The 13,402-nt window shown below is 60.8% G+C and carries 10 protein-coding genes, 1 tRNA gene and 1 pseudogene; 11 read left to right on the top strand and 1 reads right to left on the bottom strand.

Translation table 11 applies throughout. The features are described 5' to 3' along the window. Nucleotides 1-151 precede the first annotated feature (151 nt). A tRNA-Met gene (locus ACP7E6_RS25560) sits at nucleotides 152-228 on the top strand. 269 nt (nucleotides 229-497) lie between these two features. Here the strand turns inward: ACP7E6_RS25560 and ACP7E6_RS25565 are convergent. Then, a complete protein-coding gene (locus tag ACP7E6_RS25565) occupies nucleotides 498-1,397 on the bottom strand; it encodes an AraC family transcriptional regulator (protein ID WP_426232500.1) in 900 nt (299 codons plus the stop codon). Between the two features lie 248 nt (nucleotides 1,398-1,645). Here ACP7E6_RS25565 and ACP7E6_RS25570 point away from each other — a divergent pair, with 248 nt between their 5' ends. From ACP7E6_RS25570 to ugpA, 10 genes and pseudogenes are all read left to right on the top strand, one after another. After that, nucleotides 1,646-3,079: an aldehyde dehydrogenase gene (locus ACP7E6_RS25570; RefSeq protein WP_426232501.1), complete on the top strand. Its 1,434-nt coding sequence runs from the start codon at nucleotides 1,646-1,648 to the stop codon at nucleotides 3,077-3,079. A 79-nt stretch (nucleotides 3,080-3,158) separates the two neighbouring features. After that, nucleotides 3,159-4,478, top strand: a complete 1,320-nt coding sequence (locus ACP7E6_RS25575) for an ABC transporter substrate-binding protein (protein ID WP_426232502.1) — start codon at nucleotides 3,159-3,161, stop codon at nucleotides 4,476-4,478. Nucleotides 4,479-4,485: 7 nt separating this feature from the next. Then, nucleotides 4,486-5,241, top strand: coding sequence for an ABC transporter ATP-binding protein (locus tag ACP7E6_RS25580; protein WP_426232503.1), 756 nt, complete (start codon nucleotides 4,486-4,488; stop codon nucleotides 5,239-5,241). After that, nucleotides 5,238-5,965: pseudogene (locus ACP7E6_RS25585) on the top strand (ABC transporter ATP-binding protein). The gene ACP7E6_RS25580 and the pseudogene ACP7E6_RS25585 overlap by 4 nt, the downstream one beginning before the upstream one ends. Continuing rightward, nucleotides 5,962-6,888, top strand: a complete 927-nt coding sequence (locus ACP7E6_RS25590; RefSeq protein WP_426232504.1) for a branched-chain amino acid ABC transporter permease — start codon at nucleotides 5,962-5,964, stop codon at nucleotides 6,886-6,888. The pseudogene ACP7E6_RS25585 and the gene ACP7E6_RS25590 overlap by 4 nt, the downstream one beginning before the upstream one ends. Continuing rightward, complete coding sequence (locus ACP7E6_RS25595; RefSeq protein WP_426232505.1) at nucleotides 6,885-7,910, top strand: branched-chain amino acid ABC transporter permease; 1,026 nt, start codon at nucleotides 6,885-6,887, stop codon at nucleotides 7,908-7,910. Before ACP7E6_RS25590 ends, ACP7E6_RS25595 begins: the two co-directional genes overlap by 4 nt. Before the next feature lie 39 nt (nucleotides 7,911-7,949). Then, nucleotides 7,950-8,735: a coniferyl-alcohol dehydrogenase gene (locus ACP7E6_RS25600; RefSeq protein WP_426232506.1), complete on the top strand. Its 786-nt coding sequence runs from the start codon at nucleotides 7,950-7,952 to the stop codon at nucleotides 8,733-8,735. 23 nt (nucleotides 8,736-8,758) lie between these two features. Beyond that, on the top strand, nucleotides 8,759-10,204 hold the full coding sequence (locus tag ACP7E6_RS25605) for an aldehyde dehydrogenase (RefSeq protein WP_426232507.1): 1,446 nt from the start codon (nucleotides 8,759-8,761) through the stop codon (nucleotides 10,202-10,204). A gap of 921 nt (nucleotides 10,205-11,125) precedes the next feature. Further along, nucleotides 11,126-12,433 (top strand): sn-glycerol-3-phosphate ABC transporter substrate-binding protein UgpB, encoded by a 1,308-nt coding sequence (gene ugpB / locus ACP7E6_RS25610; RefSeq protein WP_426232508.1) that lies wholly within the window; start codon nucleotides 11,126-11,128, stop codon nucleotides 12,431-12,433. Nucleotides 12,434-12,519: 86 nt separating this feature from the next. Then, the gene (gene ugpA / locus ACP7E6_RS25615) at nucleotides 12,520-13,401 is read left to right on the top strand and encodes a sn-glycerol-3-phosphate ABC transporter permease UgpA (protein ID WP_426232509.1); all 882 of its coding nucleotides are present in this window, start codon (nucleotides 12,520-12,522) and stop codon (nucleotides 13,399-13,401) included. The last annotated feature ends 1 nt before the right edge of the window (nucleotide 13,402 follow it).

Here is a 13,402-nt window from a genome sequence, read left to right on the forward strand (position 1 = left end):
AACATACGCAGGCAACTCCCTGCGTAAGCGACATTCGGAAAAGCCGAATGCGCTGCAAAGGGCAAAAGCCCTTCGGACTTTCGCCAGCGCGATTTTGCTGACGCAAAACGCTGATAACGCGACAAATCCCGACAGGGATTTGCACGGATAACGCGGGGTGGAGCAGCCCGGTAGCTCGTCAGGCTCATAACCTGAAGGCCGCAGGTTCAAATCCTGCCCCCGCAACCAAATCGATACCAAAAACACACAAAAAGCCCGCCATCCGGAAACGGAGGCGGGCTTTGCTGCGTTCGGGAACGTGAAATATCTGCTATCGACTTGCACGGCGGCAACTGTCTCGTCGGCCTCCTTGGTTCTCATCTCGGTTTCATTGTTTCTGAGCGGCACCCTGGTAGATACTTTTTCACGGGACTACGTTGGCGGCTCGGTCACCGCATAACGCAGCATGAAAGCCGCACTGCAACTTGTCCCTGATAATGCGAATGCGCCCCCGCCTTTTAGGGCCAATCTGCGTAGCCGGAAGACAGAGTATCGCGGTTCGTGCCGTCAGAGGCACGAGCCGCCTGTCTGTAGCTGGCCGGTGACAGTCCCGTCTTGCGTTTGAAGAAATGGCTGAAATAGGTCGGATCGCGAAAGCCCAAACTGTCGGAAATCTCCTGGATATTGCGGGCCGACCGCTCCAGCCGCAGTTTTGCCTCCTGCACCAGCCGCTCGTGCAGCAGCTGGATGGGCGATCGGCCGAGCGTACGGTGACAGATGGCGTGCAGGCGGTCGGCCGTCACCCCGAGTTCGTCGGCATAGTCGCTAACCGGCCGATGCTGGCGGAACCAGACCTCGACCAGTTGCCGGTAGCGCTGCAGGATAGAGCCGCTTTCGCCGCTGCCGCGCTGTTCGGCTTTTTCGCCGCCGGAACCACGCCAGACCGTCATCAGGATAAGCCGCATATAAGCCGAAACCACCATCCAGGACGCCCGGGCGGGATCGGCAAGTTCGCGCACGAAGCCGGCGATCAGCGGACTGACCTCGTTCACGGAAACCGCATCGGCGCCTTCGATCAGTTTCATCTGCTCGATGAAGATGCGCAAAGAATAGGATTCTACCTTGTTGCCGATCGCATCGACCATGATCTGCGCTGATGCACCGATCAGATAGGCCTCGGATCCTGCCGCAATCGAAACGTCGCAGCGGACCTGTGATGGCAGGAAAGCCAGTGCCGGACCGTGCAATATACGATGCTCGCCATCGTCGAAATGCAGTCCCCCCTCGCCTTCGCTCAGCAGGACGAAATGATGGAAGTCGGCATAGAGTCCTTTCTGGAACCGGATGCGCCGATGTGACAGCGACGGCTCCCGCCACTCGCCGCGTGCATGGTGATGAATACCCCCGTCCGTCGCCACTCATTCCTCCCCATTAAACAATACGGAGAATAAGCCAAATAGTTACAATATTAACCCTATAATTCACATTCCATCCTTTTAAGAACGGCGTACTCTTTCGTCACCAGCCTTTGGGAGGAGGCCTTCAACATATCCCTGCAGGACCCGCGGCCTTAACGGCCCGGCCCTGACATGTGTCTGTCTCCCATCGGAAAACGCGGGCTCAGCCTGCAGCTCAATGGGTGACGACAGTGTATGTGGCAAAGCTGATGATCAACGATGAGGCGGTGGATGCATCCGATGCGTCTACCTTCGAACGTATTGATCCGCTGACGGGAGATGTGGCGACGATCGCCCCTGCAGGTTCCGTTGCCGACATGGCAAGGGCGGCCAGCGCTGCCGCCGCAGCCTTTCCAGCCTGGTCGGAAACCGGCCCCGGCGAACGCCGCAGCTTGCTCAATGCCGCCGCCAATATTCTCAGCCGCCGCACGCCTGACTTTATTGCTGCGATGATCACCGAGACCGGTGCCACAGCGCAATGGGCAGCGATCAACTGCGCTCTCGGCGCCGATATTCTTCGCGAAGCTGCGGCCATGACCACGCAAGTCAACGGCGAAATCGTCCCATCCGGCATTCCGGGAAACCTCGCCATGGCCTTTCGCCAGCCAGCCGGCGTCTGCGTCGGCATCGCGCCCTGGAATGCGCCGATCATCCTTGGCACCCGCGCCATCGCCATGCCGCTCGCCTGCGGCAATACCGTCGTGCTCAAGGCCTCCGAACTCTGCCCGAAAACCCATAGCCTGATTGGCGATGTGATGCGCGAAGCCGGTTTTCCGCGCGGCGTCGTCAATGTCGTCAGCAACGCGCCGAAGGATGCAGCCGCTGTCGTCGAGGCCCTGATCGCCCATCCGGCCGTCCGCCGCATCAATTTTACCGGCTCCACGCGCGTCGGCCGCATCATCGCGGAATCTTCCGCCCGGCATCTGAAACGCTGCCTGCTCGAGCTTGGCGGCAAGGCGCCGTTCATCGTTCTCGCCGATGCCGATATCGACGAGGCGGTCCGCGCTGCCGCCTTCGGCGCCTTCATGAACCAGGGTCAGATCTGCATGTCGACCGAGCGGATCATCCTGATGGACGAGATCGCCGATGAGTTCGTTGGCAAATTCAAGGTCAAAGCCGCCACCCTCGTTGCCGGTAATCCACAGGACGGCAACGCGCCCCTTGGCGCGCTGATCAATGCCGAGGCTGCCCGGCGCGTCAGGGCGCTGATCGACGATGCCGTGCAGAAAGGCGCTGAGCTCGTCTGCGGCGGTGTCGCCCACGGCACCTTGATGGATGCGACGGTGGTCGATCATGTCACGCCCGCCATGCGCATTTATCGAGAGGAAAGCTTCGGACCTGTCGCCGCCATCATTCGCGTCGGCAGTACCGACGAGGCGGTGACCGTCGCCAACGACAGCGAATACGGCCTGTCGTCGGCGGTGTTCAGCCGCGATGTCAATGCAGCCCTTGGCGTCGCAAAACGGCTGGAATCCGGCATTTGCCACATCAACGAGGCAACCGTCTCCGATGAACCGCAAATGCCCTTCGGCGGTGTCAAGTCGAGTGGCTACGGCCGCTTCGGCGGCAAGGCTGCGATCGACGAATTCACCGAACTGCGCTGGATTACGCTCGCATCCGGGAAACGGGACTATCCCATCTGACCTATGGGATGCAGCGGCAGACGGATAAAATTTGAAACATGACGGGCTGGGAGGCTCGCAAACTGGGAGGAAGAACTTCATGAACGGCACTTTCCGCAACGGAAAATTCGACCCGGCAGCGCTGACGCGCCGGTCCTTCATCGCAACGGCTGCAGCGGGTGGCGCTGCATTGGCATTCACCGGCCGCACGGCATTCGCACAAAGCGGCGACACATTGAAAGTCGGCTTCATCAGCCCGCGCACCGGACCACTTGCAGGCTTCGGCCAGACCGATGGCTATGTGCTGGACCTTGCCCGCAAGGCATTGGCCAATGGCTTCCAGGCAAAGAGCAAGACATTCCAGGTCGAGATTCTCGACCGGGACACCCAGTCCGATCCGTCGCGGGCCGGTCAGCTGGCAAAGGACCTGATCAACAACCAGGGCATCGACCTGATGCTTGCTGTTTCTACGCCGGAGACCATCAATCCGGTGGCCGATGCCTGCGAGGCAGCCGGTATTCCCTGCCTCTCCACCGTCATGCCCTGGGAGGCCTGGTATTTCGGCCGTGGCGCCAAGCCCGGCGCGCCCTCGCCGTTCAAATGGACCTATCATTTCGGCTTCGGTGTCGGCGAGTTCCACAAGACCTATGTGTCACAATGGAACCTGATCGAGACCAACAAGAAGGTCGGCGTGATGTATCCGAACGACGCCGACGGCAATGCGATCCGCGCCAATCTCGCGCCGCTGTTGGCCAAGGAAGGTTTTACCATCATCGATCCCGGCGCCTATGAAACCGGCACCACCGACTTCTCGGCCCAGATCGCCCTGTTCAAGCAGGAAGGTGTCGAAATCTTCTCCTCCTTCCCGATCCCGCCGGATTTCGCCGCCTTCTGGCGCCAAGCCGCCCAGCAGGGCCTCACCCGCCAGATCAAGATTTGCCAGGTGGCAAAAACCGGTCTCTTCCCCTCCGATATCGAGGCGCTCGGTGATCTCGGCGTCAACATTTCCAGCGCCGCCTATTGGCACAAGGCGTTCCCCTACAAGTCGTCGTTGACCGGTGTTTCCGGCCCTGAGCTGGCCGATGGATATGAGGCAGAAAGCGGCAAACAATGGACCCAGCAGCTCGGCGCCAGTCTGTCGCTGCTCGATGCCGGCTTCGAGGCCTTGAAAACGGCAGCTGACGCCAAGAGCAAGGAAGCCGTCGCCAAGGCTATTTCGACCCTGAAGACGACGACCATCGCCGGAAAAGTCGATTTCACCGCCGGCCCGGTCGCCAACGTTTCTCCCGGCCCGATTATCGGGACGCAATGGATCAGGGCGCCCGAGGGCTCGAAATTCCCGCTCGATTATGTCGTCACCGAGAACGCCACCGATCCAAACGTTCCGGTTGCCGCCAAGCTCAATGCCTATAACGGATAAGAACACAGTGCAGATCGCCACTCACCAGCAAGCGCCGGGAGACGCTTTTCTCTCGGCCAAAGGGATCCACAAGCGCTTCGGTGCGCTTGTGGTTCTCGACAACATCGACTTTACCATGGGCCAGAGCGACGCCGTCGGCATTGTCGGTCCGAACGGCGCTGGCAAGACGACGCTGCTGAGCGCGCTTGCGGGCGCATTTCCGCCCAATGCCGGCACCATCACCTTCGATGGCCGCGATGTCACCGCGCTGTCGGCTGCGGAGCGTTGCCGCTCCGGGCTGGTGCGCACCCATCAGGTTCCCAAACCCTTCAGCGGCATGACGACCTTCGAAAATGTCTTCGTCGCCGCCGCGCACGGTGATGCGGTCAGCCGTGACGAAGCCTATGAGCGCGTCATCGACAGCCTGACGCTTTGCGGCATGCTTGGCGTCGCCAACCGTCAGGCCGCTACGCTGGGCCTGCTCGACCGCAAGCGGCTTGAACTTGCCCGAGCTCTGGCGACCAGGCCGAAACTGATGCTGCTCGACGAAATCGGTGGCGGGCTGACCGATGCGGAAGCCAGCGAACTGGTAACGACCATTCTGGAGCTGCGCCGCCGCGGCATCGGCATCGTCTGGATCGAGCATATCGTTCATATCCTTTTGCAGGTGACTGAGCGGCTGATCTGTATGGATGCCGGCCGGATCATCGCCGATGGAGAGCCGTGCGCCGTCATGGCCGATGCCGGCGTCGTCAAAGCCTATCTCGGGGGTACGCCCGCATGACTATCCTTTCCGTTCAGAATCTCAATGTCCGTCATGGCCTGCTGCAGGCAGTCCGCGATGTCAGCTTCGATCTTGCCACGGGCGATGTTCTGGCGCTGGTCGGCGCCAACGGGGCTGGCAAGACGACGCTGCTCCGCTCGCTTGCCGGCGCCCATCTTCCCGCTTCGGGCCGCATTACTTTGAACGGCGACGATATGACGGCTGTGCCTTCGCACCAGCGTATCGCCAGAGGCATCGCACTGGTGCCGGAAGGCCGTCGGCTGTTTTCGCAAATGACCGTTGAGGAAAACCTGCTGCTCGGGAAAAGCTCGGGCAGGACAGGGAATGGACCGTCGATCGTGTTTTCGATGCCTTCCCCAACCTCGTCCCCCGTCGCCATGCCAAGACCGGCCATCTCTCCGGTGGCGAACAACAGGCAACGGCGATCGGCCGGGCGCTGATGAGCAATCCCGACATTCTGTTGCTCGACGAGGTCTCGCTGGGTCTGTCGCCGCTGGTGGTCGACCGGGTCTATGCGCAGCTGCAGACCTTGCTCACCTCCGGCACCACAATCATCCTGGTCGAGCAGGATCTCGGCCGCGCCATGGCTGTCGCCAGCCGCGTCATCTGCATGCTTGAGGGTCGTATCGTGCTCGACAGTCCCGCGAAAAGTGTCACCCGCGATCAGGTGACACAGGCCTATTTCGGTCTGCACCGCGACAGCACCGGGAGGGCGGCATCGTGATCGACACCCTCATTCAGGGCATCCTGCTCGGCGGTTATTATGCCGTCATCGCCTGTGGCCTGTCCTTCATGTTCTCCGTCATGCGGATCATCAATCTCGCCCATGGCGGTCTGGCGGTCGCCGCTGCCTACGGCCTTTGGCTGCTGGCCTCGAAGTTCGGCATCTCTCCATTCGCGGGGCTGATGATCGTTCTTCCCGTGATGGCCGTAGCCGGCTGGATGCTGCAGCGCTACCTTTTGGAACGAAGCGCCCGTGGCGGCGCGCTTCTGCCGATCCTGACAACCTTCGGCCTCGCCATCGTCATCGACAATCTGATGTTCGAACATTTCGGGGCCGATACCCGCTCCCTCGCCCCATTCATCGGCAGTCTGTCCTATGACAGCTGGGAACTGCCGGGCGGCATCTATGTCGGCAAGCTGGCGGTGATGACAATGGCGACCGCCATTGCCCTTCTCGGCGGCCTGCAGTTTTTCCTCAGCCGCTTCGCACTCGGCCGCGCCATCCGTGCCACGGCGGAAGACCCCGATACCGCCGGTCTCGTCGGCATCGACGCCCGCAAGGTCAATGCGCTTGCCGCAGCCATCGCCATGGTCACGGTTGGCATCGCCGGCGCGTTTCTCGGCATGCGGGCCACGTTCGATCCCTATTCCGGCGGACCACAGCTGCTGTTTGCCTTCGAGGCAGCGGTGATCGGCGGCGCCGGTTCGCTCTGGGGCACGCTGATCGGCGGCATCGTGCTTGGGCTTGCCCAGTCGCTCGGCGCCCAGGTCCATCCGCAGGGCTTTCTCATTGGCGGCCACGCCGTCTTCCTCGCTGTGCTGTTTGCCCGGCTCTTTCTCACTGGCGTGCCCTTCCTCGGCAGGATCGGTTTCAGCAGAACCGGCCTCACCAAAATCCGCGCAGCCCTCCGGAGCACACCATGACCCTCGTATCCAACGGTATCTCAATCGAACGCTGGACGCGCTCCTCTCGGCTGGCACTCGGCGGTGTCGCACTTGCGATTGCGCTGTTTGCCATCGCGCCGATGAGCCTCGGCGCCGGTGCCATCGACCGGCTGACGGCACTGTTCATCTACGTCATCCTGGCTGCCATGTGGAATGCGCTGGCCGGTTTCGGCGGCCTCGTCTCCGTCGGCCAGCAGGTGTTTTTCGGCCTCGGTGCCTATTTCACCATCCGGCTGGCCGATGCCGGGCTCAATCCGTTCCTGTCGCTGTTTGCAGCGGCGCTGATCACCGGGGCAATCTCGCTGCCACTGTCCTTCCTCATGCTGCGGCTGAAAGGCGGCGAGTTTGCCATCGGCATGTGGGTGATCTCGGCGCTCACCCACATGCTGGTCAATCTCGACCGGCTGATCCAGGGCGAAACCGGTACATCGCTTATCTCGCTCAATGTCTATGACAGCAGCACCCGCCGGGTAATGATCTACTGGCTGGCATTGGCCTCGATGGCGGCCCTGCTCGGCACGCTGTTTGCTCTGCTGCGCAGCCGGGCCGGAGCAGCCATCCAGGCCATCCGCGATAACGAGGATGCTGCAACATCGCTTGGTGTGCGCGTCGTCGCCACCAAACGTTTGCTGTTCGTGCTCGCTGCCTTCGGTATCGCTGTAGCCGGTGCGCTGTGGCTGGCAACCGCCACGACCTTCCAGCCAAAGACCTATTTCAGCGTCCAGTGGACCGCCTACATGATCTTCATGGTGCTGGTCGGCGGTATCGGCAAGTTCGAGGGTGCGATCCTTGGCGCGGTGCTGTTCTTCGTCATCGAGACCTTCTTCGGGGCGATGGGCGTCTGGTACCTGATCGGACTTGGCGCAACGGCGGTGCTGTTCTCGTTGTTCCTGCCGCAGGGCCTGTGGGGCGAAATCGAGCGGCGCTTCGACCTTCGGCTGCTGCCGGTCGGCTACCGCGTCAAATTGCCCGGCCCGGCAAAAATTCAATGGAACCAGTAATATATCGGCTCCCCGGACTCTCTTGCGAAAGGTAAACACATGCTCTTTGGTAAAACCATCCTGGTGACCGGCGTTGCCTCCGGCATCGGCGCGCGCACGGCGGAACTGGCTGGACAGATGGGAGCCGATGTCATCGGCATCGACGTTCGTGAGCCTGCGGGCAACACGGCCAATTTCATCAAGGGCGACCTTTCGACCGCCGCTGGCGTCGCCGACATCGTCACGCAGCTGCCCAGCCGCATCGATGCACTTGCCAACGTCGCCGGGCTTTCCGGCAATACCGGCGTGGCTTCGACGCTATCGGTGAATTTCTACGGCCTGCGCGCCCTGTCGGAAACTGTCGCCCCACGCATCCGCGAAGGTGGTGCCATCGTCAATGTGGCCTCGATCGCCGGTTATGGCTGGCGCGCCAATCTGGAGCGGGCAAAGATGCTGACCGGTATTCAGGGCTTTCCAGATGTGGCAGCCATTGTTGCCGAACATGGACTGAAGGATGAAGAAGGCTATCCCCTGTCCAAGGAACTGTTGCTGCTCTGGACCATGCACGCTGCCCATCAGCGGCTGTTTCGGGATCGTGGCATCCGCGTCAACGCCGTCAGCCCCGGCCCGGTCGAAACGCCGATCCTCAAGCAATTCCGTGCCGTGCTCGGTGATGCCCGGGTCGATAGCGATATCACCCGCGTCGGCCGTGCCGGCACATCAGCCGATATTGCGCCTGCGGTTCTGTTCCTTGCATCGGACGGCGCGCGCTGGATCAACGGCGCCAATCTTCCAACCGATGGCGGCCTCGAAGCCTCGATCAACGCCGAAGTCCTCGGCTTCTAATATCCTTCCCTCAGGAGACACACATGAACATTTCCCTCCTCATCAACGGCACGGATCGTGCAGCAGCCAGTGGCCGGACCTATGACCGGATTGATCCTTTCACAGAAAAGCTAGCCAGCCGCGCTGCCGCCGCCGGTCCCGACGATGTCACGGCCGCCATTGAAGCCGCCTCGAATGCTTTTCCCGCCTGGTCGAAGACCGGTCCCAACCAGCGCCGCGCGCTGCTGATGAAGGCCGCCGACATCATGGACGCCAAGGTGGGCGAATTCACCCGGCTGATGATCGAGGAGACCGGCGCGACGGCGTCTTGGGCGGGCTTCAACGTCATGCTTGCCGCCAATATCTTGCGCGAAGCGGCCTCGATGACGACGCAGATTTCCGGAGAGATCATACCCTCTGACAAGCCGGGTACGCTGGCGATGGGTGTCCGTCAGGCGGCAGGCGTCTGCCTTGCGATCGCCCCCTGGAATGCGCCGGTCATCCTGGCCACCCGCGCCGTCGCCATGCCGATCGCCTGCGGCAACACCGTCATCTTGAAAGCCTCGGAACAATGCCCGGGCACGCACCGGCTGATCGGCACGGCGCTGACGGAAGCGGGGCTTCCCCCAGGCGTCATCAACGTCATCACCAATGCGCCGGAAGATGCCGCCGGCATCGTCGCCAGCCTGATTATCCATCCCGCCATCCGCCGCGTCAATTTCACCGGCTCCACCAAGGTCGGGAAAATCATTGCGAAACTGTGCGGCGAGCATCTGAAGCCCGCCCTTTTGGAACTCGGCGGCAAGGCACCGCTGGTCATTCTCGATGACGCCGATATCGACGGCGCCGTCAACGCGGCGATCTTCGGCGCCTTCATGCACCAGGGCCAGATCTGCATGTCGACCGAACGCATCATCGTCGATCAGGCAATCGCCGACACATTCGTCGCCAAACTCGCCGCCCGCGCCGCGCAGCTTCCGGCCGGTGATCCGCGCGGCCATGTCGTGCTTGGCTCGCTGATCAGTCTGGAAGCAGCAAAAAAGATGGAAGACTTGATAATCGACGCAACGGCCAAGGGCGCCAAGCTCGTGGCGGGTGGCATCCGCACCGGCACCGTGGTCGAGGCGACGCTGCTCGATCACGTCACCCCGGACATGCGGGTCTACTCGGAGGAATCCTTCGGCCCGGTCAAGCCGATCATCCGCGTCGCCGATGAAGAAGAAGCCATCCGCGTTGCCAACGATACCGAATACGGCCTGTCGTCGGCTGTGTTCAGCCGCGACGTCCAGCGCGCTATGGCAGTTGCCGCCCGCATCGAATCCGGCATCTGCCACATCAATGGACCGACGCTGAACGACGAGGCGCAGATGCCCTTCGGCGGCGTCAAGGGTAGCGGCTATGGCCGCTTCGGCGGCAAGGCGGCGATCGCCGAGTTCACCGACCTGCGCTGGATCACAATCGAGGATTCCGCCCAGCATTATCCCTTTTAGCCAAGACTAGTTGATCACATCGCTCTCCACCGGTGATTGCGACCGAGTTTGCCCTCACCGTGATCGCAAAGGGCCGACAAAGGAATGGGGCGTTAGAAAGCGCTCCATTCCAAAAATCCCAGATGGAGAGTTGCCGCTTACCGGTCGATTTGGATCTGCGGCACTGCCGTCACACGCTCACCAAGAAGACCGCGACGCAATCGCCTGCCTTAACGAGGCCGGGGAAATGCCGCGCGCAGAAGGCATCCCCAAACCACAACGATGACGAGGCCCGTCCGCAACGCCATCTCGATTGTCGAGCCAAGCGGGATACCCACGGCATGCGCACGGCCATGGTCGGCCATCTGGAACGCCTTGCGTCGTGTTGGGGACAAGAGACCCCACACAAGCGCTAGTCAGGCGAAGCAAGTGGTGATTGCGGGATTAAGACTGCCGTTTGGGAACCCCGTACGACATCGTTCGGCCGGATGTGTTGGAAGCGGTCTACGACACCGCTTTCGATGTGCACGAACTTCAGGGAAACCGTATCGTCACCTATTTTGTCTAGGTGGCACGGCTCAGAACCTGTTGATTACAGTGCTTGTAAAAGCAGCGTTGTTTTGACTCACCCTCGGCAGGGGATTTGACATGCGTGTTGCTTTTCCCGACACCATCGTCGTGTAACAGGGTCGAGCCGTATCCCACGCCGATCTCGGTGGTGAGAGCGAATGATCCAAAAAAAGCGCGAACTTTCAATCGAACGGCTGGACAAAGGCAGTTCGCGCCTATGTATGGAGTCTGCAACGGGCAAATAACAAAGAAGACAGGTCTGGCTGGCTCAGCAAGCCCGATTTTGGAAAATCTGGTATCGATCGAGGAGGATTGACGCCGGATTTCATGGAAGTTTCGTTGTGCAGTTTTTGACATCACCGGGAGGAAATCATGTTTAAACGTTCGCTCGCCTCATCGACGGCCTTTCTCGCCATCTCTCTTCTTTTGCCCGCAGGCGCCGATGCTGCGACCGACCTGCAGTGGTGGCATGCGATGACAGGTGCCAACAACGAAGTCGTCAATCAACTGGCTAAAGAGTTCAACGAGAGCCAGACCGACTACACGATTACGCCGGTTTTCAAAGGCACCTATCCCGAAACGTTGAATGCCGGCATCGCGGCCTTCCGCTCGCAGCAGGCTCCCGCCATTATTCAGGTTTTCGACGCTGGTAGCGGTGTGATGATGGGCGCAGAAGGCGCCATCGTTCCGGCAGCCGACGTACTGCAGAAGGGCGGCTACACGTTCGACAAGTCGCAATATCTTGCAGGCATTGCGGCCTATTATTCAAAGCCGGACGGCACGATGCTGTCATTCCCCTACAATTCGTCCTCGCCGATCCTGTACTTTAACAAGGATATCTTCCAGAAGGCTGGCCTTGACGCCGATAATCCGCCGAAGACATGGCCGGAAGTGTTCGACGCGGCCAAGAAGATCAAGACCAGCGGTGCCGCCTCTTGCGGGTTTACATCGACCTGGCTGACCTGGATCCAGACCGAGAACTTTGCCGCCTGGAACAATGTTGCCTATGGCACCCATGAAAACGGCCTCGGCGGCAACGACGTCAAGCTTGAGTTCAACTCTCCCCTCTTCGTTCAGCATTTCCAGTCGATCGCGGATCTCGCCAAGGACGCCACCTTCCGTTATGGCGGCCGGACGTCAGAGGCCAAGCAGCTCTTCATGTCCGGAGAGTGCGCAATCCTCACTGAATCGTCGGGTGGACTGGGCGATATCATCAAGTCCGGCGTGAAATACGGCATCGGCCAGCTCCCCTATTACGAAGGCCATGGCCCCCAGAACACGATTCCCGGCGGCGCCAGCCTTTGGGTGTTCGGCGGAAAGAGCGACGAGGAATACAAGGGGGTCGCCCAGTTTTTCAACTTCCTCTCACAGACCCAGATCCAGGCCCGCCTGCATCAGGTGTCTGGCTATATGCCGGTGACGAATGCGGCTTACGAGGAGACCAAGAAATCCGGGTTTTATGACAAAAACCCCGGCCGTGAAACGCCGATCTTGCAGATGATGGGCAAGGCACCGACCGAGAACTCCAAGGGGGTGCGTCTCGTCAACCTTCCACAGGTTCGCGACATCATGAATGAGGAGTTCGAGGCCATGCTGGCAGGGCAGCAGGATGCTAAGGCCGCTCTCGACAAGGCCGTCGAACGTGGGAACGCAGCGATCACTGAAGCCGTCGGCAACTAAACCCGACAACACCTCCGCCGCTCGCATCCGGTTGCGGGCGGCATCGGTGCCGTCTTGTGATCTGTCTGACTGCCGGAGGAGAACCCGTGCACAACGTTGCGTTTCCCAACAAGATCCTGCCGTATCTGCTGATCGCCCCGCAGATCATACTGACGATCATCTTCTTTTTCTGGCCTGCCAGTCAGGCGCTGTATCAGTCCATGGTCCGGCAGGATCCATTTGGCCTTAAAAGCGGCTTTGTCGGCCTTGCAAACTTCAAGGCGGTTCTGTCCGATCCCAACTATATCCACGCTCTGCAGGTGACGGTCGTCTTCAGTCTGTTGACGGCCATTGTCTCGATGGGCGTAGCCTTGCTTCTCGCCACCGCAGCCGACAAGGTGGTGCGCGGTCAGGGCTTCTATCGCACACTCCTGATCTGGCCTTATGCGGTGGCGCCGGCTGTTGCCGGCATGCTCTGGCTCTTCATGTTCAATCCGGCCATGGGCACGCTGGCTTACCTTCTCCGTCGCAACGGCTTTGCCTGGGATCCGCTTTTGAACGGCAACCAGGCGATGGCGCTGGTCGTGGTTGCCGCCGCCTGGAAGCAGATCAGCTACAATTTCCTGTTCTTCGTGGCAGGCCTGCAGGCCATTCCGAAATCGCTGATCGAGGCTGCCTCCATCGACGGCGCCCGTGGCAGCAGGCGCTTCTGGACCATCGTCTTCCCGTTGCTTGCCCCGACCACATTCTTCCTCCTGGTCGTCAACACGGTCTACGCCTTCTTCGATACGTTCGGCATCATCCACGCGGTGACCGGTGGTGGCCCTGCAAAGGCGACGGAAACGCTGGTCTACAAGGTTTACAATGACGGCTTCGTCAATCTGAACCTCGGCTCTTCGGCGGCCCAATCCGTCATTCTGATGGTGATCGTCATCGGGCTGACCGCCTTCCAATTCCGTTTTGTCGAGAAACGGGTCCATTATGGCTGAG

Origin of the sequence: Pararhizobium sp. DWP3-4 (assembly GCF_049898205.1) — a bacterium.
Taxonomy (GTDB): Bacteria; Pseudomonadota; Alphaproteobacteria; order Rhizobiales; family Rhizobiaceae; genus Pararhizobium.